This is a genomic window from Undibacterium sp. GW821-FHT11B02, assembly GCF_058808955.1.
Genome location: NZ_JBXASD010000006.1, coordinates 105426 through 125515, shown reverse-complemented (window position 1 = coordinate 125515; position 20090 = coordinate 105426). Strand labels below are relative to the sequence as shown.

The 20090-nt window shown below is 50.6% G+C and carries 26 protein-coding genes; 25 read left to right on the top strand and 1 reads right to left on the bottom strand.

The window, feature by feature from the left end:
* Positions 1-77 precede the first annotated feature (77 nt).
* The 25 genes from AC1RVX_RS14095 to tatC all read left to right on the top strand — a co-directional run bounded on the left by AC1RVX_RS14095 (position 78) and on the right by tatC (position 19430).
* Positions 78-1541 carry a glutamate synthase subunit beta gene (locus AC1RVX_RS14095; RefSeq protein WP_493217225.1) on the top strand — a complete coding sequence of 488 codons (1464 nt, stop codon included), beginning with the start codon at positions 78-80 and terminating at the stop codon, positions 1539-1541.
* Between the two features lie 569 nt (positions 1542-2110).
* The gene (locus AC1RVX_RS14090; protein WP_493217224.1) at positions 2111-2914 is read left to right on the top strand and encodes an ABC transporter ATP-binding protein; all 804 of its coding nucleotides are present in this window, start codon (positions 2111-2113) and stop codon (positions 2912-2914) included.
* Positions 2911-3681 carry a lipid asymmetry maintenance ABC transporter permease subunit MlaE gene (gene mlaE, locus AC1RVX_RS14085; protein ID WP_493217223.1) on the top strand — a complete coding sequence of 257 codons (771 nt, stop codon included), beginning with the start codon at positions 2911-2913 and terminating at the stop codon, positions 3679-3681. The genes AC1RVX_RS14090 and mlaE overlap by 4 nt, the downstream gene beginning before the upstream one ends.
* 190 nt (positions 3682-3871) lie before the next feature.
* Positions 3872-4351, top strand: a complete 480-nt coding sequence (gene mlaD, locus AC1RVX_RS14080) for an outer membrane lipid asymmetry maintenance protein MlaD (protein WP_493217222.1) — start codon at positions 3872-3874, stop codon at positions 4349-4351.
* On the top strand, positions 4348-5130 hold the full coding sequence (locus AC1RVX_RS14075; RefSeq protein ID WP_493217221.1) for an MlaA family lipoprotein: 783 nt from the start codon (positions 4348-4350) through the stop codon (positions 5128-5130). Before mlaD ends, AC1RVX_RS14075 begins: the two co-directional genes overlap by 4 nt.
* A 208-nt stretch (positions 5131-5338) precedes the next feature.
* Positions 5339-5917: an MlaC/ttg2D family ABC transporter substrate-binding protein gene (locus tag AC1RVX_RS14070; protein WP_493217539.1), complete on the top strand. Its 579-nt coding sequence runs from the start codon at positions 5339-5341 to the stop codon at positions 5915-5917.
* On the top strand, positions 5892-6209 hold the full coding sequence (locus AC1RVX_RS14065; protein WP_493217220.1) for an STAS domain-containing protein: 318 nt from the start codon (positions 5892-5894) through the stop codon (positions 6207-6209). Before AC1RVX_RS14070 ends, AC1RVX_RS14065 begins: the two co-directional genes overlap by 26 nt.
* A gap of 189 nt (positions 6210-6398) precedes the next feature.
* The gene (locus tag AC1RVX_RS14060; protein ID WP_493217219.1) at positions 6399-7319 is read left to right on the top strand and encodes an ABC transporter ATP-binding protein; all 921 of its coding nucleotides are present in this window, start codon (positions 6399-6401) and stop codon (positions 7317-7319) included.
* Between the two features lie 5 nt (positions 7320-7324).
* Entirely contained in the window at positions 7325-8080 is a 756-nt protein-coding gene (locus AC1RVX_RS14055; RefSeq protein ID WP_493217538.1) for an ABC transporter permease, read from the top strand.
* Between the two features lie 91 nt (positions 8081-8171).
* Positions 8172-8408, top strand: a complete 237-nt coding sequence (locus AC1RVX_RS14050; RefSeq protein ID WP_493217218.1) for a BolA family protein — start codon at positions 8172-8174, stop codon at positions 8406-8408.
* The gene (gene murA / locus AC1RVX_RS14045) at positions 8408-9658 is read left to right on the top strand and encodes a UDP-N-acetylglucosamine 1-carboxyvinyltransferase (RefSeq protein WP_493217217.1); all 1251 of its coding nucleotides are present in this window, start codon (positions 8408-8410) and stop codon (positions 9656-9658) included. Before AC1RVX_RS14050 ends, murA begins: the two co-directional genes overlap by 1 nt.
* A gap of 11 nt (positions 9659-9669) precedes the next feature.
* Positions 9670-10323 (top strand): ATP phosphoribosyltransferase, encoded by a 654-nt coding sequence (gene hisG, locus AC1RVX_RS14040; RefSeq protein WP_186947935.1) that lies wholly within the window; start codon positions 9670-9672, stop codon positions 10321-10323.
* A gap of 17 nt (positions 10324-10340) precedes the next feature.
* The gene (gene hisD, locus AC1RVX_RS14035) at positions 10341-11657 is read left to right on the top strand and encodes a histidinol dehydrogenase (RefSeq protein WP_493217216.1); all 1317 of its coding nucleotides are present in this window, start codon (positions 10341-10343) and stop codon (positions 11655-11657) included.
* A 37-nt stretch (positions 11658-11694) separates the two neighbouring features.
* On the top strand, positions 11695-12468 hold the full coding sequence (locus AC1RVX_RS14030) for a DNA-methyltransferase (protein ID WP_493217537.1): 774 nt from the start codon (positions 11695-11697) through the stop codon (positions 12466-12468).
* A gap of 57 nt (positions 12469-12525) precedes the next feature.
* Positions 12526-13602 (top strand): histidinol-phosphate transaminase, encoded by a 1077-nt coding sequence (hisC, locus tag AC1RVX_RS14025; protein WP_493217215.1) that lies wholly within the window; start codon positions 12526-12528, stop codon positions 13600-13602.
* The gene (gene hisB, locus AC1RVX_RS14020; RefSeq protein WP_162060928.1) at positions 13599-14201 is read left to right on the top strand and encodes an imidazoleglycerol-phosphate dehydratase HisB; all 603 of its coding nucleotides are present in this window, start codon (positions 13599-13601) and stop codon (positions 14199-14201) included. The genes hisC and hisB overlap by 4 nt, the downstream gene beginning before the upstream one ends.
* A 31-nt stretch (positions 14202-14232) precedes the next feature.
* Positions 14233-14871 carry an imidazole glycerol phosphate synthase subunit HisH gene (gene hisH, locus AC1RVX_RS14015; protein ID WP_493217214.1) on the top strand — a complete coding sequence of 213 codons (639 nt, stop codon included), beginning with the start codon at positions 14233-14235 and terminating at the stop codon, positions 14869-14871.
* A 73-nt stretch (positions 14872-14944) separates the two neighbouring features.
* Positions 14945-15736, top strand: coding sequence for a 1-(5-phosphoribosyl)-5-[(5-phosphoribosylamino)methylideneamino]imidazole-4-carboxamide isomerase (gene hisA / locus AC1RVX_RS14010; protein WP_493217213.1), 792 nt, complete (start codon positions 14945-14947; stop codon positions 15734-15736).
* Positions 15733-16497: an imidazole glycerol phosphate synthase subunit HisF gene (hisF, locus tag AC1RVX_RS14005; RefSeq protein ID WP_493217212.1), complete on the top strand. Its 765-nt coding sequence runs from the start codon at positions 15733-15735 to the stop codon at positions 16495-16497. Before hisA ends, hisF begins: the two co-directional genes overlap by 4 nt.
* The gene (hisI, locus tag AC1RVX_RS14000) at positions 16494-16895 is read left to right on the top strand and encodes a phosphoribosyl-AMP cyclohydrolase (RefSeq protein ID WP_493217211.1); all 402 of its coding nucleotides are present in this window, start codon (positions 16494-16496) and stop codon (positions 16893-16895) included. Before hisF ends, hisI begins: the two co-directional genes overlap by 4 nt.
* A 52-nt stretch (positions 16896-16947) precedes the next feature.
* Positions 16948-17301, top strand: a complete 354-nt coding sequence (locus AC1RVX_RS13995; RefSeq protein ID WP_493217210.1) for a phosphoribosyl-ATP diphosphatase — start codon at positions 16948-16950, stop codon at positions 17299-17301.
* 47 nt (positions 17302-17348) lie between these two features.
* Entirely contained in the window at positions 17349-17720 is a 372-nt protein-coding gene (locus AC1RVX_RS13990; protein WP_493217209.1) for a histidine triad nucleotide-binding protein, read from the top strand.
* 138 nt (positions 17721-17858) lie between these two features.
* Positions 17859-18077 carry a Sec-independent protein translocase subunit TatA gene (gene tatA, locus AC1RVX_RS13985; protein WP_162060924.1) on the top strand — a complete coding sequence of 73 codons (219 nt, stop codon included), beginning with the start codon at positions 17859-17861 and terminating at the stop codon, positions 18075-18077.
* 46 nt (positions 18078-18123) lie between these two features.
* Entirely contained in the window at positions 18124-18609 is a 486-nt protein-coding gene (gene tatB, locus AC1RVX_RS13980) for a Sec-independent protein translocase protein TatB (RefSeq protein ID WP_493217208.1), read from the top strand.
* Between the two features lie 44 nt (positions 18610-18653).
* On the top strand, positions 18654-19430 hold the full coding sequence (gene tatC / locus AC1RVX_RS13975) for a twin-arginine translocase subunit TatC (RefSeq protein WP_493217207.1): 777 nt from the start codon (positions 18654-18656) through the stop codon (positions 19428-19430).
* On the opposite strand, the gene AC1RVX_RS13970 is transcribed toward tatC, so the two are convergent.
* Positions 19413-20090 carry a DUF2461 domain-containing protein gene (locus AC1RVX_RS13970; RefSeq protein WP_493217206.1) on the bottom strand — a complete coding sequence of 226 codons (678 nt, stop codon included), beginning with the start codon at positions 20088-20090 and terminating at the stop codon, positions 19413-19415. The genes tatC and AC1RVX_RS13970 overlap by 18 nt on opposite strands.

The following is a 20090-nucleotide window of genomic DNA, read 5'->3' as shown; positions in this document are numbered from 1 at the left end:
TTCGTGTGTTGTTCAGACTATACAGCTTATTCGGATTAAGACAGGGCAGATGCCCGCAACGATATTGAGGTTAGAAAATGGGTAAAGTTACCGGTTTCATGGAATACCAGCGCTTGCAGGAAGCAAGTGAAGCACCGCAGTCACGTAAAAAACATTACAAAGAATTTTTGGCTCATCTTGATGATGGACAGGCTAAAGTACAGGCGGCACGTTGTATGGATTGCGGTATTCCTTTCTGCAATAATGGCTGTCCCGTCAATAACATCATTCCTGACTGGAATGACCTGGTTTACAACGGCAATTACAAATTGGCGCTCGATACGCTGCATTCCACTAATAATTTCCCGGAATTCACTGGACGTATTTGCCCTGCTCCGTGCGAATCAGCCTGCACTCTGGGTATCAATAATGATGCGGTAGGTATCAAATCGATAGAACATTTCATTATCGATAAAGGTTGGGAAAACGGTTGGGTGGTACCACAGCTGCCTTCTGCAAAAACTGGCAAGAAAGTTGCGGTTGTTGGCTCTGGTCCGGCAGGCCTGGCGGCAGCACAGCAATTGGCGCGTGTTGGACATGATGTGACCGTGTTTGAAAAAAATGACCGCGTCGGTGGTTTGCTACGTTATGGCATTCCTGATTTCAAGATGGAAAAATCACATATCGACCGCCGCGTTGACCAGATGAAGGCAGAGGGCGTCACTTTCCGTACCAGCGTGTTTGTCGGCAAGGACTTCCCGGCAACAGTGACCAACTGGGCCAAGGAAACCGTTTCACCAGAACAACTGCAAAAAGAATTTGATGCAGTCATCATTGCCGGTGGCGCAGAAACCCCGCGTGATTTGCCAGTGCCAGGCCGTGAACTGAAAGGCGTACACTTCGCCATGGATTTCTTGCCATTGCAAAACAAGGTCAATGCCGGTGACAAGGTCAAAGACCAGATCATGGCCAGTGGCAAGCATGTTGTTGTTATCGGTGGCGGTGATACCGGTTCCGATTGCGTCGGTACCTCGAACCGCCATGGTGCCAAGTCAGTTGCCCAGTTTGAATTGATGCCGCAGCCGCCAGAACAAGAAAACAAGCCCATGGTCTGGCCTTACTGGCCTACTAAATTGCGCACCTCTTCTTCACATGAAGAAGGTTGCGAACGGGACTGGGCAGTCGCCACCAAACGTTTGGAAGGCAAGGGCGGCAAGGTTGACAAGCTGATCGCCTGCCGCGTCGAGTGGAAAGACGGCAAAATGCAGGAAGTGCCGGATTCTGAATTTGAAATGAAGGCCGATCTGGTTTTGCTGGCCATGGGCTTTGTGTCACCAGTCCAGCAAGTACTGGATGCGTTCGGCGTAGATAAAGATGCGCGTGGCAACGCCAAGGCGACCACAGATGGTGCTGGCTGCTACAAAACCAATGTCGATAAGGTATATGCCGCAGGTGATATGCGCCGTGGTCAGTCGCTGGTGGTGTGGGCGATACGTGAGGGCCGTCAGTGTGCGCGTGAGGTTGATGCTTTCCTGATGGGGGAATCGGTACTGCCCCGTTAATCTGGTTGGCGTAGCGCATGTCGCGCGTGGCGGATCTAAGAACATGATTACACTCTGTAGCGAGCGTAAGCGGGGCAGGGCAACATTCAGGGTAACTAAGCACAGCGCAAAAAGCGCAATGTACTCTGGCGCATGAGCATTGTTGAGCAGCACATGAGCCCTGATCACGCACGTGCAGTTAGACTGGAAACAGGTTCTAAGGGGCAAGCGCACAGTGCTTGCCTCATTTTGTTTGTGTTGTTATTGGCACATACATTACCCACGTGCGATCATGCGCTGGCAGTTTTTGTGTATGCTTGACACATAAATCAAGCTGGCTAGATAGCAAAGAAATTAATTAAAGGGTAAGTTTTCGCATATAACTGACTTATTGTTCATTAAAAGAATTATTTTTCACCCCTCATTTTTGAATAAAATTTTGGGATGATCAACTTTGCTACATTTTGCATGGAATTACTTGATTATTCCGAATTTATCTCAAATTGTTGCTGTTTTGCCATAGTTGTCTGTACAACCCTCTTTGCTGTTCTGCATTACAATCTAGGTTTTACAAAACTATCTCCTCTGTTGTGCCAAATCTTGTAGAAATTCGTGATATCCACTTTGGATATGGAGACCGGGCTATTTTGTCCGGGCTGCATATGGATTTTCCACGTGGTAAATTGATTGCTGTGATGGGCGGTTCTGGATCAGGTAAGACGACAATACTGCGTCTGATCGGTGGACAGATTCGGGCCCAGCAGGGTAGCGTCTGCGTCAATGGACAGGAAATCAGCGGGCTAGATACCGGGGGGCTGTACGCCATGCGCCGCAAAATGGGCATGTTATTTCAGCATGGGGCTCTGTTCACTGATCTCAGTGTGTTTGATAATGTGGCTTTTCCATTGCGCGAGCATACGGATTTGAGCGAGTCCATGATACGCGACCTGGTGCTGCTGAAATTGCAGGCAGTCGGTTTGCGTAATGCGGCTGGACTGATGCCGTCCGAAGTGTCGGGTGGTATGGCCAGACGGGTGGCGCTGGCACGTGCCGTAGCGCTGGACCCGCAATTGATCATGTACGATGAGCCCTTTGCTGGCCTTGACCCGATATCCATGGGGGTCGCCGCCAATCTGATACGGAACTTGAACGACGCTTTGGGGTCTACATCGATTCTGGTTTCACATGATGTGCACGAGACCTTTGCGATTGCGGATTATGTCTATTTTTTGTCCAAGGGCAAAATCGTCGCACAGGGTACGCCGGAAGAGATGCAGGTTTCGGATGATCCTTACGTCAGGCAGTTTGTGCATGCCGAGGCAGACGGTCCGGTTCCTTTTCATTACCCTGGCGCTTCCCTGCAGGATGATCTTGGACTGGAGAAGCGTGCATGATAATTGAAAAAATTGGTGGTACTGTCAGATCAACAGTAGCTGATCTTGGCTATTCTGCACGCAGTTTTTTTTCTATCTTAAGTAATTGTCTGGGTTTGTGGCGCAGGCCACGCCTGGTCACAGACCAGATACATTTCATCGGCAATTATTCCATGTTGATTATTGCCGTGTCAGGACTGTTTATCGGTTTTGTCCTGGCATATCAAGGTTATTACGTCTTGAACCGGTATGGTTCAGAAGAAGCCCTGGGTTTACTTGTGGCCTTGTCATTGACGCGTGAACTGGGGCCGGTCGTGACAGCATTGTTGTTTGCTGGACGGGCTGGTACTTCTTTGACGGCAGAGATAGGCTTGATGAAGGCTGGTGAGCAATTGGCCGCAATGGAAATGATGGCAGTCAACCCCATACAAAGGGTGTTGGCTCCGCGTTTTCTGGCGGGCATCATTGCCATGCCGGTGTTGACGTCCATATTCAATGCAACGGGCATCATTGGTGGCTATATCGTTGGTGTAAAACTGATCGGTGTTGACAACGGCGCGTTCTGGGCACAGATGCAGGCAGGCGTAGAGGTTTGGCAAGACATAGGTAACGGCGTCATCAAAAGTATAGTTTTTGGTTTTGCAGTAAGCTTTGTTGCATTGTTCCAAGGTTACGAAGCGCAGCCTACGCCCGAGGGCGTGGCACGCGCTACCACCAGAACGGTGGTCGTTTCTTCTTTGCTGGTGCTGTGTCTGGACTTCATACTGACAGCCTGGATGTTTCAATGATCCTGGATGACACGATGACGAAATATGCGTCTTGTATATAACAAGTGCAGCGAACAAGTGCAGCATGTCTGAATTTTAAATATTGCCCTGTTTGTAATGGTGAACTGTTTTACTCATACAGATAGCGTGTACGGATTGATTTGTTGATGCCTTGCTGAAGGCTGGCTGACAAAATGTAGGAAAAAAGAAAATGCAAAAAAAATCTCTGGATTTCTGGGTTGGCTTGTTTGTGGTGCTGGGTGCACTGGCTTTGCTGTTCCTGGCGTTGAAGGCTGGTAACCTTAGTTCACTGTCATTTGAGCAAACCTATGCTGTGACCGCACGTTTTGACAATATCGGTGGTCTGAAACCCCGGGCTGCGGTGAAAAGTGCTGGCGTGGTTGTTGGCCGTGTCAGTGAAATCAAATTTGATGATAAGACTTTCCAGGCTACCGTTGTGATGGAATTGGAAAAACGCTACAAATTCCCACAAAACTCGTCCATCAAGATTTTGACGGCAGGTTTGCTGGGGGAACAATATATAGGACTGGCACCTGGCAGTGACGAAGATAAATTCCTGGCTGCCGGTGACAGAATTAAATTTACACAGGACGCTATTGTGCTGGAAAACCTCATCAGCCAATTCCTGTTCAGTAAAGCCGCAGATGGCAATACGGAAGAGAAAAAATGAAACCCCAATCCCCATTTCCTGCATTCTCCGGCTTAAGCAGGCTGCTTCCCCTGTTTTTACTACTTGCCAGCATCGTTCTGACGGGATGTAGCACGGTAACTGTAGAAAAGATCAAGGACAAGGCAGACAAAACCCTGGACGTACTGAGCACCAAGACCAATATTGGTAAAAACCCGCGTGATCCGCTCGAGGGCTTTAACCGTGCCATGTTCAGCTTCAATGACACCATCGATCAGGCTATCGTCAAACCGGTGGCCGAAGGCTATCGTGCTGCCCTGCCTACGTTTGTGCAAACTGGCGTCGGCAATTTCTTCAGCAATATTGGTGATGTGTGGAACGCGGTGAATAATATATTACAGGGCCGCGTGAACGATGGCGTGACAGATGTCATGCGGTTTGCTGTCAATACCACACTTGGTATCGGTGGTTTGCTGGATATCGGCACTGCTGCAGGTATGCCCAAGCACAATGAAGACTTTGGACAGACGCTTGGGCACTGGGGTGTCAGGTCCGGCCCTTATCTGGTGTTGCCGGTGCTAGGCCCTTCTACTGTTCGTGATGCGCTGGCTACTCCGGTTGATATGAAAGGTGATCTGTGGACATATAAGCGACCTGTGTATGTGAAAAACATAGGTACAGTGTTGCGCCTGGTGGACAAGCGCGCATCGGTGCTGGATGCCGGGAGTTTGCTCGAAGAGGCAGCACTGGATAAATATGTATTTTTCCGGGATGCCTATTTACAACGCCGTGCAGGTCAGGTGAATCCTGACGATGATTAAGATCATTGCATTTGTGTAAATTACCTGCTGGATTTTCTGGCACCGTCTACACAAATTGTAAGAAATAATAACGGCCGTCAACCTGCTTGCAGGTTGGCAGGTTAACGCGATATGCATATCGCATAAAAAGGAATAAAAAATGAAAAATTTAATCACAAAAATAATTGCCCTGACCTTGCTTGGCGTGACCCTGATCAGTGGCAATGCCATGGCGCAGCAAGAAGCGCCGGATGTACTGATCAAGCGTCTTAGCCAGGAAATTCTCGACTTGGCCAAGAATGACAAGGAAATTCAGGCGGGCAATCAAAAACGTGTTTATGACATGGTGGAAAGCAAGATTCTTCCTTATATCGACTTTCCGCGCATGACCTCACTGGCAGCAGGCAAAAGCTGGAAAGATGCTACTCCAGATCAACAAAAGCAGCTGACCAACGAATTCCGCACCTTGTTGGTGTTCACTTACTCTGGCGCTATCTCGCAGATCAAGGACCAACGTGTTGAATTCAAGCCTATGCGTGCTGCTCCTGAAGACACTGAAGTGGAAGTGCGTTCCCAGGTAATACAGACTCGTGGCGAGCCTATCCAGTTGAACTATCGTCTGGAAAAACTGCCAGCTGGCTGGAAGATTTTTGACATCAACGTACTTGGTGCCTGGTTGGTAGAAACCTATAAGGGCAGCTTTGCAGCAGAAATTACCAAGTCTGGTATTGATGGCCTGATCAAGACGCTGGCTGAAAAGAATAAAAAACTGGCAACTGCAGGTGCAGCCAAGACTGCTGCCAAATAATCCTGACGAGGTATTTGTGTATAAAGTAACAGGTGAGCTATGCCATGACAATGCACCCGCAGCAGTGACTGCGGGCTTGTCTGCGATTGCTGCAGGGCAATTGGCTTTCGATTTGTCTGACCTGGGTAAAATAGACTCCAGCGCAGTGGCTGTCATGATTGAATGGCAACGTAGTGCCTTGCAACGAGGTGCGCAATTGCAATTCCAGGGGCTGCCAGATAGTTTGCTCAGCCTGATCGATTTATATGGCCTGAGCGAACAGTTTCAGGTTGCCGTTCCAGAACGACATTGACGCTTCCCACCTGGCAGTGTCGTGCTGCCAGTCGCTGAAATGCACGGTGTATACCCATGACTCTGTGCCATTTCAGATCAAATCCGGAAAATCCCCTATAATCAAGGGTTTCGCCACTTGAATGGCGCTAAATGCAAGCTTCCGGTTCTTTCTACCCCTGATGAGCACCAAAAGTGCAAACAACGCCAGATGGCAGCCATACAAATTACCAATATACAAAAACGCTACCAGTCGCTGCAAGCACTGGGTGGCGTCTCGCTCACTGTAGAAGAGGGTGAATTTTTCGGTTTGCTTGGCCCCAATGGTGCTGGCAAGACGACGCTGATTTCCATATTGGCTGGCCTGAACCGGGCCGATGCCGGGAATATCACCGTGCAAGGACACGATGTTGTCAGCGATTACCGCAATGCGCGCAAGAAGCTTGGTGTCGTGCCACAAGAACTGGTGTTTGATCCATTTTTTACCGTGCGTGAAACCTTGCGCATGCAATCGGGCTATTTTGGTCTGAAGAATAATGACAAATGGATAGACGAGGTGATGGAAAACCTCGATCTGACCAATAAAGCCGACACCAATATGCGCGCCCTGTCCGGTGGCATGAAGCGCCGTGTGCTGGTGGCGCAGGCACTGGTACACAAACCACCTGTCATCGTGCTGGATGAGCCTACTGCTGGTGTCGATGTGGAATTGCGTCAGACGCTGTGGCAATTCGTCGCCCGCCTGAACCGCGAAGGCCATACCGTGGTCCTGACCACGCATTACCTGGAAGAAGCGCAAGCGCTGTGCAACCGCATCGCCATGCTGAAACTGGGCAAGGTGGTTGCGCTCGACAGTACAGCCAACCTGATCAAACGCATTTCCGGCTCACAATTGCGGATTACGCTAGCAGCTAGTGGTGTCGTCACTCTGCCAGCAAGCTTGCGCGAAAAAGTCATCAGCCATGAAATTCAGGCAGACCCCCGCCAGTTTGCCTTGCGAGTGACCGATTACAATGAGGTCGAAGGCATCTTGGCAGCTTTCCGCACGGATGGCTGTGTGATTGAAGATATGCATTTGCTGCAAGCTGATCTGGAAGATGTCTTCCTGCAAATTATGGAGGGCTCCAAATGAGCAGTATGACCGGCTTTAATACCCTTTTTTACAAAGAGGTTTTGCGCTTCTGGAAAGTGGCGACACAAACCATTACAGCACCAATAATGACAGCCTTGTTGTACCTGTTAATTTTTGGTCATGTACTGGAAGATCATGTACAAGTCTATCCAGGGGTCAAGTACACGGCTTTTCTGGTACCTGGTCTGGTGATGATGAGCGTTTTGCAAAATGCTTTTGCAAATTCTTCTTCTTCGCTGATACAGTCCAAAATCACCGGTAACCTGGTGTTCATACTGTTGCCGCCACTGTCTCATTGGGAAATCTTCAGTGCCTATGTGCTGGCAGCGATCTTGCGTGGCGTTGCTGTTGGTGCCGGCGTCTTTATCGTGACCGCCTGGTTTGCTGATCTGCATTTCGTTGCTCCCTGGTGGATCGTCATTTTTGCCTTTCTTGGAGCGGCCATGTTGGGTACCATGGGCTTGATCGCTGGTATCTGGGCAGAAAAATTTGATCAGCTTGCTGCTTTTCAAAACTTTCTGATCATGCCTGCCACTTTCCTGTCGGGAGTGTTTTATTCCATTCATTCCCTGCCAGGTATCTGGCAAAGTATTTCACGCTTCAACCCGTTTTTCTACATGATAGATGGCTTCCGCTTTGGCTTCTTTGGTAAGTCCGATGTCGATCCTTTGCAAAGTTTGCTGATCGTTTGTCTGTTTTCGCTGTTGCTGGCCACGATAGCCATCAATATGCTGAAACGTGGATACAAGTTACGACACTGAACATAAGACTTGCTGCGACAATGAGTACGTCCCTGAGTTAGCATTAATGAATAAACCAGTTGCTTCACCATTTTGATCAAGAAAGTTAGCCGTGTTTCCTACGCCCGAACAAATTAAAAATTACATTGCAGAAGGTCTGGAATGTACGCATCTGGAAGTCGAAGGTGATGGTCAGCATTTCAAGGCCGTGATCGTTTCTGCTGCCTTTGCCGGCAAACGCCCGATACAGCGACACCAACTGGTGTATGCAGCGCTGGGTGAACGCATGCGCGAGGAAATACATGCCCTTTCGATGAAAACACTGACGCCTGAAGAGTACGCCGCATAATGGATAAATTATTGATTACAGGCGGCAAGCGCCTGAATGGTGACATACCTATCTCCGGTGCCAAGAATGCGGCATTGCCTATCCTGTGCGCAGGCTTGCTGACCTCGGGTGACGTGGTTTTGCACAATGTGCCGTCCTTGCAAGATGTCAGCACGATGCTGAAACTGTTGCGCCAGATGGGTTTGCAAGTCACGCAGGAAAATGGAGTGACCACCCTCAATGGTGCAGCCGTAGACAAGCTGGAAGCACCGTATGACCTGGTGAAAACGATGCGCGCATCGATACTCGTGCTAGGCCCTTTGCTGGCGCGTTTTGGTGAAGCCAAAGTATCCCTGCCTGGCGGTTGCGCGATAGGTTCGCGCCCAGTGGATCAACACATCAAGGGCTTGCAAGCCATGGGTGCCGAGATCACCATAGAAGCCGGCTACATCCACGCCAGAGCAAAAAAACTCAAGGGTGCGCGCATCGTCACTGACATGATTACCGTGACTGGCACCGAAAATCTGCTGATGGCGGCAACGCTGGCTGAAGGTGAAACCGTGCTGGAAAACGCAGCACGTGAACCGGAAGTGACTGACCTGGCCAACCTGCTGGTTGCCATGGGCGCCAAGATAGAAGGCATAGGTACTGATCGTCTGGTCATACAAGGCGTTGACAGCCTGCATGGCGCTACCCATACCGTAATCGCCGACCGTATAGAAACTGCGACCTTTCTGTGCGCGGTAGCCGCCACCGGTGGCGACATCACCTTGAAAAATACCCGCAGTGACATCCTGGATGTCGCCTTGGATAAATTGCGTGAAGCTGGCGTCATCCTGACCACAGGTCCGGACTGGATACGTGCGCAAATGAGTGGCCGTCCCAAGGCTGTTAGTTTTCGTACGACTGAATACCCTGGCTTCCCGACAGACATGCAGGCACAATTCATGGCGCTGGACTGTATCGCCCAGGGTACCAGCATCGTCACTGAAACGATATTTGAAAACCGTTTCATGCATGTGCAGGAAATGAACCGCCTGGGCGCGAAGATAGAAATCGATGGCCACACCGCGATCGTGAATGGCGTCGATAAGCTGGTTGGCGCACCGGTCATGGCAACCGATTTACGTGCTTCAGCTTCGCTGGTGATTGCAGCCATGGTGGCGGAAGGCGAGACACTGATTGACCGTATCTACCATCTGGATCGTGGTTATGACCGCATGGAAGTCAAACTCTCGGCAGTTGGTGCCCAAATACAGCGAGTTAAATAATGTCTTCCCCAATATCTTCGCAACTGACCCTGGCCTTGTCCAAAGGCCGCATCTTTGAAGAAACCCTGCCCCTGCTGGAAGCAGCAGGCATACGTGTGGCAGAAGACCCGGAAAAATCACGCAAACTGATTTTGGCCACCAATGATCCTGATGTGCGCGTTATCATCGTGCGCGCTTCCGACGTACCCACCTATGTGCAATATGGTGCTGCCGATTTCGGCGTGGCTGGTAAGGATGTCTTGCATGAACATGGTGGTGCCGGCCTGTATCAGCCCATTGATCTGAATATAGCCAAATGTCGCATGTCGGTAGCGGTCTCGGTTGGCTTTGATTATGAAAACGCCGTACGCCAGGGCGCGCGTCTGCGTGTCGCTACCAAGTACACAGAAACTGCGCGTGAGCATTTCGCCAGCAAGGGTGTGCACGTTGATCTGATCAAGCTGTATGGCTCGATGGAACTGGCACCATTGGTAGGCCTGTCAGATGCGATTGTCGATCTGGTCAGCACCGGCAGCACCCTGCGGGCGAATAATCTGGTGGAAGTTGAACACATCATGGAAATTTCTTCACGTCTGGTAGTCAACCAGGCGGCGCTGAAGTTGAAACGTGAACGCTTGCAACCCATACTGGAAGCATTTGATCGTGCCTCCAAAGCAAATGCATAATTGACCAAGAGAATAGCATGGCATCCCTGATTACCCGGCTCGATACGACCGATGCAGATTTTTCCAGGAAACTGACATCCCTGTTGGCATTTGAAGCCAGCGAAGATGAGGCGATAGACCGTGCCGCCGCGCAGATTCTGGCCAGCGTCAAAACCAGTGGCGATACCGCTGTGCTGGAAGCCACCAATCGCTTTGATCGTTTGAATGCCAGCAGCGTAGCGGCGCTGGAATTGTCGCAAGAAGAAATGCAGGCTGCACTGGCATCATTGAGTGCCGAGCGTCGTGTCGCGCTGGAAACTGCAGCAGCACGCGTACGTGCTTATCACGAGATTCAAAAGAAAGAATGCGGCTCTGCCGGTTTCAGTTACACAGAAGCCGATGGCACAGTGCTTGGTCAAAAAGTCACGCCACTGGATCGCGTTGGTATTTACGTACCTGGTGGCAAGGCTGCTTATCCTTCCTCAGTATTGATGAATGCGATACCGGCCAAGGTGGCAGGCGTCAAAGAAATCATCATGGTCGTGCCGACACCAGACGGCGTGAAAAACCCACTGGTATTGGCTGCAGCGGCAATTGCCGGTGTCGATCGCGTGTTCACCATCGGTGGTGCCCAGGCTGTGGGAGCGCTGGCGTATGGCACGGCGACCATACCACCGGTCGACAAAATTGTAGGTCCAGGTAACGCCTATGTGGCCGCTGCCAAGCGCCGTGTGTTTGGCGTGGTTGGTATAGACATGATCGCTGGTCCGTCTGAGATTCTGGTTTTGTGCGATGGTACGACCGACCCTGACTGGGTGGCCATGGATTTGTTCTCCCAGGCGGAACATGATGAGCTGGCGCAATCTATTATGTTGTGTCCGGATGAGGCGTATATCGAAGCCGTGCAGGCCAGCATCGTCAAACTGCTGCCAGCTATGCCCAGGCATGAAGTGATACGTACTTCACTGGCAAATCGCGGTGCGCTGATCAAGGTGCGCGATATGGATGAAGCCTGCGAAATTGCAAATAGCATTGCGGCTGAACATCTGGAAATTTCTGCAGAAAATCCGCAGCAATGGGCAGACAAGATACGTCACGCCGGTGCCATGTTCCTTGGACGGTATACCTCTGAATCGCTGGGTGATTATTGTGCTGGTCCCAACCATGTATTGCCGACTTCGCGCACTGCGAGATTTTCTTCGCCGCTGGGCGTGTATGATTTTCAGAAGCGTTCATCAATGATTATGGTCAGTGAGCAGGGCGCGCAGACGCTGGGTAAAGTGGCGGCAGAGCTGGCCTATGGCGAAGGCTTGCAAGCCCACGCACGCAGTGCTGAGTTGCGGCTCAAGTCATGAAAGCGAAACCGCTGTCTGCTATGAATACCTGTATATGATGGCCGAATGGCGTAACCAGGTCTTTTGTGAAGACGCGCTGAGGGGTCTGGCGCGCTTGCCCGATGCCAGTATCGATTTATTGCTGGCTGACCCGCCGTATGGCTTGGGCAAGGATTATGGCAATGATTCCGACAAGATGGAATCTGCCGCCTACCTGGAATGGATGGCGCAATGGATAGATCTGGCCCTGCCCAAGCTGAAAGCGAATGGTAGCCTGTATATCTTTCTGACCTGGCGCTATTCACCTGAAGTCTTTGTCATGCTCAAGCAACGCATGAGCATGATGAATGAAATCATCTGGGACAGACGGGTGCCATCCATGGGGGGCAGCGTGCGCAAGTATTCATCGGTGCACGATACCATAGGCTTTTTTGTCAAGGCCAAGGATTATTATTTTGACCTGGATGCCATACGCATCCCGTACGATGCAGCCACCAAAAAAGCGCGCAGCCGGAAGATTTTCGAAGGCGCGAAGTGGCTGGAAATGGGATTCAATCCCAAGGATGTCTGGAGTGTCTCGCGCCTGCACAGAGAGCATGCCGAGCGCGAAGAACATCCTACCCAAAAACCGCTCGAAATCATCGAGCGCATGATCAAGGCTTCCTGCCCACCCGGCGGTGTTGTTCTCGATCCCTTCATGGGCAGCGGCACCACCGCTGTTGCTGCCAAACGTTGTGGGCGTGATTTTGTCGGTTTCGAACTGAATGCCGATTATTGCGCAATGATAGAAAATCGCCTGGCCCTGATCGATACGGAAGAACTTTCTGCCTGATTGATCCTGGTGGCCTGCGCGATTTTCAAGGAACAAGCCCTGAACATGGAGTAAGAATTGAGCATCACCAAATTGATACGCCCTGAAATCGCCAGCTTGTCCGCTTATCATGTGCCGGACGCCAGCGGTTTCCTGAAGCTCGACGCGATGGAAAACCCTTACCTGCTGCCGCCCGACATGCAGCAGGACCTGGCGCAGCATCTGGCAGGCGTGGCACTGAACCGTTATCCCCAACCCGCGTATGCCAGCCTCAAGCAATTGATCGCCGATAAGCTGGGCGTACCTGCTGGCCATGACATCGTGCTGGGCAATGGCTCGGATGAACTCATCAGCATGGTATCCATTGCCTGTGCGAAACCCGGTGCCAAGGTTTTGGCACCAGTACCCGGCTTTGTCATGTATGCGATGTCGGCCCTGTTTGCCGGACTGGAATTTGTTGGTGTAGATCTGAACCCGGATTTCACGCTGAACAAAGCAGCCATGCTGGCTGCCATTGCCGAGCACCAACCGGCGATTACCTATCTGGCGTATCCCAATAACCCCACAGGTACACTATATGATGCCGACGATATGCTTGCTATTTTGCAAGCTGTTGGGGACAAGGGCATCGTTATCGTTGATGAGGCGTATCAACCCTTCGCACAGGCCAGTTTCATGCCCAGGCTGGCAGAATTTGATAATCTTGTGGTCATGCGTACTGTTTCCAAGCTGGGTCTGGCAGGTATACGCCTGGGTTATATGGCGGGAAACAATGCTCTGATGCATGAATTTGAAAAAGTGCGCCCCCCCTACAATATTAATGTACTGACGCAGGCAGCCGCAGAATTTGTGTTGGCAAGAGTGGAAGTGCTGGATGCACAGGCAACAGAATTGCGTCAACAGCGCACGGAATTGATGGTGGCGATGGCAAGCTTGCCAGACGTGCAAGTGTTTCCATCGGCTGCCAATTTTGTGTTGATTCGTGTTGCGAATGCCGAACAAGTCTTTGTGAAATTACGCGAACAAAAAATTTTAGTCAAAAATGTAGGTAAAATGCATAATCTGCTGGGAAACTGTCTGCGTATTACCGTCAGTACCCGGGAAGAGAATGCTCTTTTTCTTGCTGCCCTGGCAGCATCTTTATCATCAAAATGAACAAGCCAATTGAACGCATTGCGGCGGTTACCCGCAATACCAATGAAACGCAAATCCGTGTTGCCATCAATCTTGACGGCACCGGCCAGCAAAAACTGAACACCGGTGTGCCTTTTCTTGACCATATGCTGGATCAGATCGCCCGTCATGGCCTGATTGATCTGGACATTGAAGCCGTTGGTGATTTGCATATTGATGCCCACCACACCGTGGAAGATGTCGGTATTACACTGGGCCAGGCATTTGCCAAGGCAATTGGCGATAAAAAAGGTATACGCCGTTATGGCCATGCTTATGTGCCACTCGATGAGGCATTGTCACGCGTGGTCATCGATTTTTCTGGCCGTCCCGGTCTGGAATACCATATCCCCTTTACCCGCGCCATGATAGGCAATTTTGACGTTGACCTGACCCGCGAGTTTTTCCAGGGTTTTGTGAATCATGCTTTGGTCACGCTGCATATCGATAACTTGCGTGGCGACAACTCTCATCACCAATGCGAAACGGTGTTTAAAGCTTTTGGCCGCGCTTTGCGCATGGCAACTGAGCTTGATGCACGTGCCGCTGGAACCATACCTTCGACCAAAGGCAGCCTTTAAATCCTGATACCAGCCTTGCTGGTAAATCATTATGAACAAAATTGTTGTTGTAGATTACGGTATGGGCAATTTGCGCTCGGTAGCGCAGGCCCTGCGTGCTGTTGCGCCAGAAGCCAACGTATTGATTTCAGGTGAAATCGCCGATATCAAAAGTGCTGACCGTATCGTCTTGCCGGGACAGGGGGCCATGCCGGATTGCATGAGTTGCCTGCGTGAATCCGGACTGCAAGATGCCTTGCTGGAAGCCGCCAGTAATAAACCCCTGTTTGGCGTCTGCGTAGGCGAGCAAATGCTGTTTGACATCAGTGAAGAGGGTGAAACACCCGGTCTGGGCTTGTTGCCAGGCAGAGTGGTACGCTTTGCACTGGAAGGTCAGTTGCAGCAAGATGGCTCACGTTACAAAGTGCCGCAAATGGGCTGGAACCGTGTGCATCAGTCGCAGTCTCACGCTTTGTGGCAAGATATTGCAGACGATGCTTACTTTTATTTTGTACATAGCTACTATGCGCGTCCCACTGATAGCCAGCATACGGTCGGTGTAACCGACTATGGTAGTCCGTTTGCCTGTGCAGTGGCGCGTGACAATATTTTTGCGACACAGTTTCATCCTGAAAAGAGTGCGAAAGCCGGCTTGCAACTGTATAAGAATTTTGTACACTGGAAACCTTAAGCGCCTTTTTCCTGAACAGGTTTTTTGCTTATCACTTTATTGTCTATCTGACGCCCACACTTTTTCTCATATCATGCTGCTCATTCCTGCTATCGACCTGAAAGATGGTCACTGCGTACGCCTTAAACAAGGTGATATGGACCAGGCTACCGTGTTTTCCGAAGATCCCGCTGAAATGGCGCGCCATTGGCTGCGTCAGGGCGCTCGCCGCCTGCATCTGGTGGACCTGAACGGTGCCTTTGCTGGCAAGCCAAAAAATGAGGCTGCGGTCAAAGCCATCATCCAGGCTGTACGCGACTATGCCGAAGAAACCGATACGGAAGAAATTCCCGTCCAGCTCGGTGGCGGTATCCGCGACCTGGACACGATAGAACGTTATCTCGACGATGGCCTGTCTTACATCATCATCGGCACCGCAGCGGTCAAGAATCCTGGCTTTCTGGCAGATGCCTGCAGTGCCTTCCCTGGCCAGATCATCGTCGGTATCGATGCCAAGGATGGCAAGGTAGCGACCGATGGCTGGAGCAAATTGTCTGGCCATGAAGTCATCGACCTCGCCAAAAAATTTGAAGACTATGGCGTTGAAGCCATCGTGTATACCGACATAGGCCGTGACGGCATGATGGGCGGCGTGAACATTGAAGCCACAGTCAAGCTGGCGCAAGCCGTCAGCATTCCTGTCATTGCCTCTGGCGGCGTGCACAACCTGGCGGATGTGGAAGCCCTGTGTGCCGTGCAGGATGAAGGTGTGGAAGGTGTGATTTGTGGCCGTTCGATTTACGAAGGCACTCTGGATTTGTCGTCTGCGCAAGATCGCGCGGACGAACTCAGCGGTGAATTCGACGATGAAGAAGAGATGGAATGAGCTTAGCCAAACGTATTATCCCTTGTCTGGATGTGACTGCTGGTCGCGTCGTCAAGGGCATTAATTTCCAGGAACTGCGCGATGCCGGTGACCCGGTAGAAATCGCACGTCGCTATGACGCGCAGGGTGCAGATGAAATTACTTTTCTTGATATCACCGCCTCATCTGACGGGCGCGATCTGATTTTGCCGATTATCGAAGCCGTTGCTTCACAAGTGTTTATCCCGCTGACAGTCGGTGGTGGTGTACGTACAGTGGCCGATGTGCGTCGTTTGCTCAATGCCGGCGCCGACAAGATTGGCATCAATACCTCGGCAGTGACCAACCCGCAACTGGTGGCGGATGCAGCGCATAAATATGGCTCGCAATGCATAGTTGTGGCGATTGACGCGAAGAATGTGGGGCCGGGAAAGTGGGAAGTATTTACCCATGGAGGCCGTAATGCCACTGGCCTGGATGCTGTCGAATGGGCACAGCACATGGCTAAACTGGGTGCAGGTGAAATTTTGCTGACCAGTATGGACAAGGATGGTACCCGTTCCGGTTTTGATCTGGGCCTGACTCGTGCGGTGTCGGATGCTGTATCCATTCCTGTGATTGCTTCTGGCGGTGTAGGTGGCTTGCAAGATCTGGCTGATGGTATCAAAGTAGGTGGTGCAGATGCGGTACTGGCTGCCAGTATTTTCCATTATGGGCAACATACAGTAGGTGAAGCAAAGCAATTTATGGCGGCACAACATATTCCCATGAGGTTGTCATGAGCGCGGCGAAATGGTTGAACAAGGTCAAATGGGACGAAAACGGCCTCGTGCCTGTCATCGCTCAGGAAGCCAGCAGCAACGATGTACTGATGTTTGCCTGGATGAACCGCGATGCACTGTCGAAAACAGTGGAGCTGGGTGAAGCCGTGTACTGGAGTCGCTCACGCAAGAAACTGTGGCACAAAGGTGAAGAATCCGGACACATCCAGAAAATCAAGGAAATTCGCCTTGATTGTGATGAAGACGTGGTCTTGCTGAAGATAGAACAGCTTGATAGTATCGCTTGCCACACCGGACGCCATTCCTGCTTCTTCCAGAAATTTGAAGGTGGCCTGAATGATGGAGACTGGCAAGCCGTTGATCCAGTACTCAAAGACCCGGAAAATATTTACAAGTAAATATTTGCAAATAAGTATCTACAAATAAGCATTAATAAATGAGTATCGCGAAATGACCGCAACACAAGAACAGACTTTGCAGCGTCTGGCAGAAATCATAGAGAGTCGCAAACTGGTTAATGGTGGCGACCCGGACAAATCGTATGTGGCCCGCCTGTTTTCCAAGGGTGACGACGCCATACTCAAAAAAATAGGTGAAGAAGCAACAGAAACCGTGATGGCCGCCAAGGATGCGCGGGTCTCAGGGGATGCCACCAAGCTTTTATATGAGTGTGCCGACCTGTGGTTTCACTCACTTGTCATGCTGGCACAGTATGATCTCAGCCCTCAACAGGTGCTGGACGAACTGGCAAGGCGCGAAGGCATTTCTGGTATAGAAGAAAAAGCGGCACGCAAGGATGTGTGATCCACATCAAAATAATCATGCATTTTGTTGAAATGAACGGAAAAAACGTGGATAACTGCATTTTTTGTAAAATAGCTGCGAAACAGATTCCTTCGTCCACGGTATATGAAGATGAAGAATTGCTGGTTTTTAAGGATATCAACCCGGCTGCCCCGGTGCACCTGCTGATTATTCCTAAAACACATATCGATACTTTATCGGCAGTACAGATTGAACACACGGTTTTGCTGGGAAAAATGCTGGCATTGGTACCAAAGTTGGCGCAGGAGCAAGGTTGTGCACCAGTGCAACAGGCAGACGGTAACTTGTCTGGGGGCTATAAAACCCTGATCAACACCGGACCGGATGGTGGGCAGGAGGTGTATCATCTGCATATGCATGTGATCGGCGGCCCCAAGCCATGGCGCGGGCAACGTTGAGACTGACTTGACTGGACAATAGAATAAGCGTTATGGTCTGCGAATTCTGATGGGGACTTATGTAAGGCGCTTTAATGATTTTGTAGCAGTCTTGCTTATCATATTTTTCGAGAGTAAGCCTCTCACAAGGAGTAAGTAATGGGTTCATTAAGTATTTGGCACTGGCTGATTGTTCTGGTAGTCATCGTACTGGTGTTTGGTACCAAAAAGCTGGGTAATGTTGGTTCCGACCTGGGTAAGGCCGTCAAGGGATTCAAGGATGGCGTTAAAGGCGAAGAGGAAAAAACTGCCGCTTCCCAGCAGGTAGCTGATAAAAGCACCATAGACGTAGAAGCCAAAGAAAAATCCAAGCTGTGATATTTTTTTTGACTGTTCATCCGGATTTCTTGCCCAGGTCTGACCAATGATAGATCTGGGTATCAGCAAACTCGCCCTGATTGGCGTGGTTGCTCTGATCGTGATAGGCCCTGAAAAATTGCCAAAAGTGGCAAGGATGGCTGGCACTTTGCTGGGACGTGCACAACGTTATATCAATGAAGTGAAATCCGAAGTCAGCCGCGAAATTGAGTTGGAAGAATTGCGCAAGATACAAAAAGATGTGCAGGAAGCCGCCCAGAATGTCGAGCAATCGATACATCAGACCTGGACAGAAACAGAAAACGAACTGCGTAACATCGGTCAGGAAACCGAATCTGCTCTCTTGCATACCGCTACACCGGAACAACTGACGGTGAAGGCGAAAGATTTCCGCCGCAAGAAACTTGCCCGCACTTCTGCCGTGCCAGCCTGGTACAAAAATCGTCACGGCCAAAAGCAAAAAATCATCTCTGGCTCGGCCAGAATGGCGCGCCATCGGGTGACAGCCCGTTCTGGCAGCAGCTTCTTTTAATTGTCGCTTATGTCTTTGCGTTTTTATAATCTGGCGGTATTCGCATGAGCGAGCAAACGGAACATAGTCCTGAAGAAAGCTTTATTTCGCACCTGGTCGAGTTGCGCGACAGGCTGGTGAAAGCCATGTATGGCTTGCTTATCGCCTGTGCAGGGCTGATGGCATGGCCAGGCCCATCGGCGATTTATGACTTCCTTGCAAAACCCATGCTGGCATCCCTGCCAGCAGGTTCAAAAATGATAGCGACAGGCGTCATATCACCATTCCTGGTGCCGATGAAAGTCACCTTGCTCATGGCTTTCTTGCTGGCGCTACCCTGGATTCTGTACCAGGCCTGGGCTTTTATCGCGCCTGGCTTGTACACCCATGAGAAGCGACTGGTTGCACCCTTGGTGATTTCTTCATCCATCCTGTTTCTTACCGGAGTTGCGTTTTGTTATTTTCTGGTGTTCGGTCGTGTTTTCAAATTCATCAATGAATTTGCTCCTGCGTCCATCAATGTGGCGCCGGATATAGAGAACTACCTGGATTTCATTATTTCTATGTGTCTGGCGTTTGGGGTGACGTTTGAAGTGCCGGTCGTCGTCGTCGTACTGGTACGCATGGGTCTGGTACCACTGGAAAAACTCAAAGCAGTACGCCCTTATATCATTGTCGGCGCGTTTGTGATTGCCGCCATCGTGACGCCGCCAGACATCGTCAGCCAGTTTTCACTGGCGCTACCGATGATCATTTTGTTTGAATTAGGCTTGCTGATTGCGCCCCTGTTCGTGAAGGCAACCCAGGCCCCCGAATCGACCGAATCAAACGGCGGGAACTGACCTTAACCAGCTTACCAGCGGCATCGCGCTCTGGTAAGCCTTCAGCAGCGTGGCTTTCAGTTTGTCTGTATCCATGCCCTGCATCGAACATTCCGTCCACACCATGAAGTTTTTCAATTTGATGTGTTCAATGTGAGGCAGGTCAGCATCAAAGCCTTTCGGCGGGCGTTGCAACTTGCCTTCATCCTGCAAGACACCAAAATACTGTTTGAGCTTTTTATCTTTCAAGACCTTGGCAAAGCCATCAGGGTCAGCCACGATCTGATTGCGTATTGCTTTCAGACGGTCTGATGGTGGCATATATTCACCACAGGCATAAAACAGCCGTCCAGTACCATCCATCTGGAAATAATAGGCAGGCCCACCACCTTCGCTGGGTTTCTTGCGCCCGCTGGGCACGATAGATGAAGAAAACGTGGTCTTGTAGGGTGACTTGTCATGCGCAAAGCGCACGTCACGGTTGATACGGAACAGGGCTTTTTTCGGCTCCAGTCCGGCAATTGATGGATCGAACTTGCTGATGTCAGCAATCAGCTCGGTAACCAGTTGCAGAAATTCTGCACGCAAGATGTCGTAACGCGGCTTGTTCATGACAAACCAGGCGCGGTTATTGTTATCGCCCAGTTCGGACAGATAGGCTTGCAAATCAATCAGGTGCAT

Excerpts from the sequence above, each read along its gene's own strand:
- hisA (WP_493217213.1), top strand. The coding sequence starts at position 14,945 with ATGCTGCTCATTCCTGCTATCGACCTGAAAGATGGTCACTGCGTACGC.
- AC1RVX_RS14095 (WP_493217225.1), top strand. The coding sequence starts at position 78 with ATGGGTAAAGTTACCGGTTTCATGGAATACCAGCGCTTGCAGGAAGCA.
- AC1RVX_RS14055 (WP_493217538.1), top strand. The coding sequence starts at position 7,325 with ATGACCGGCTTTAATACCCTTTTTTACAAAGAGGTTTTGCGCTTCTGG.
- AC1RVX_RS14070 (WP_493217539.1), top strand. The coding sequence starts at position 5,339 with ATGGCGCAGCAAGAAGCGCCGGATGTACTGATCAAGCGTCTTAGCCAG.
- AC1RVX_RS14075 (WP_493217221.1), top strand. The coding sequence starts at position 4,348 with ATGAAACCCCAATCCCCATTTCCTGCATTCTCCGGCTTAAGCAGGCTG.
- AC1RVX_RS14030 (WP_493217537.1), top strand. The coding sequence starts at position 11,695 with ATGGCCGAATGGCGTAACCAGGTCTTTTGTGAAGACGCGCTGAGGGGT.
- hisD (WP_493217216.1), top strand. The coding sequence starts at position 10,341 with ATGGCATCCCTGATTACCCGGCTCGATACGACCGATGCAGATTTTTCC.
- hisF (WP_493217212.1), top strand. The coding sequence starts at position 15,733 with ATGAGCTTAGCCAAACGTATTATCCCTTGTCTGGATGTGACTGCTGGT.
- tatB (WP_493217208.1), top strand. The coding sequence starts at position 18,124 with ATGATAGATCTGGGTATCAGCAAACTCGCCCTGATTGGCGTGGTTGCT.
- hisI (WP_493217211.1), top strand. The coding sequence starts at position 16,494 with ATGAGCGCGGCGAAATGGTTGAACAAGGTCAAATGGGACGAAAACGGC.
- AC1RVX_RS13995 (WP_493217210.1), top strand. The coding sequence starts at position 16,948 with ATGACCGCAACACAAGAACAGACTTTGCAGCGTCTGGCAGAAATCATA.
- tatA (WP_162060924.1), top strand. The coding sequence starts at position 17,859 with ATGGGTTCATTAAGTATTTGGCACTGGCTGATTGTTCTGGTAGTCATC.
- hisB (WP_162060928.1), top strand. The coding sequence starts at position 13,599 with ATGAACAAGCCAATTGAACGCATTGCGGCGGTTACCCGCAATACCAAT.
- murA (WP_493217217.1), top strand. The coding sequence starts at position 8,408 with ATGGATAAATTATTGATTACAGGCGGCAAGCGCCTGAATGGTGACATA.
- AC1RVX_RS13970 (WP_493217206.1), bottom strand. The coding sequence starts at position 20,090 with ATGCACCTGATTGATTTGCAAGCCTATCTGTCCGAACTGGGCGATAAC.
- mlaE (WP_493217223.1), top strand. The coding sequence starts at position 2,911 with ATGATAATTGAAAAAATTGGTGGTACTGTCAGATCAACAGTAGCTGAT.
- AC1RVX_RS14060 (WP_493217219.1), top strand. The coding sequence starts at position 6,399 with ATGGCAGCCATACAAATTACCAATATACAAAAACGCTACCAGTCGCTG.
- mlaD (WP_493217222.1), top strand. The coding sequence starts at position 3,872 with ATGCAAAAAAAATCTCTGGATTTCTGGGTTGGCTTGTTTGTGGTGCTG.
- hisH (WP_493217214.1), top strand. The coding sequence starts at position 14,233 with ATGAACAAAATTGTTGTTGTAGATTACGGTATGGGCAATTTGCGCTCG.
- tatC (WP_493217207.1), top strand. The coding sequence starts at position 18,654 with ATGAGCGAGCAAACGGAACATAGTCCTGAAGAAAGCTTTATTTCGCAC.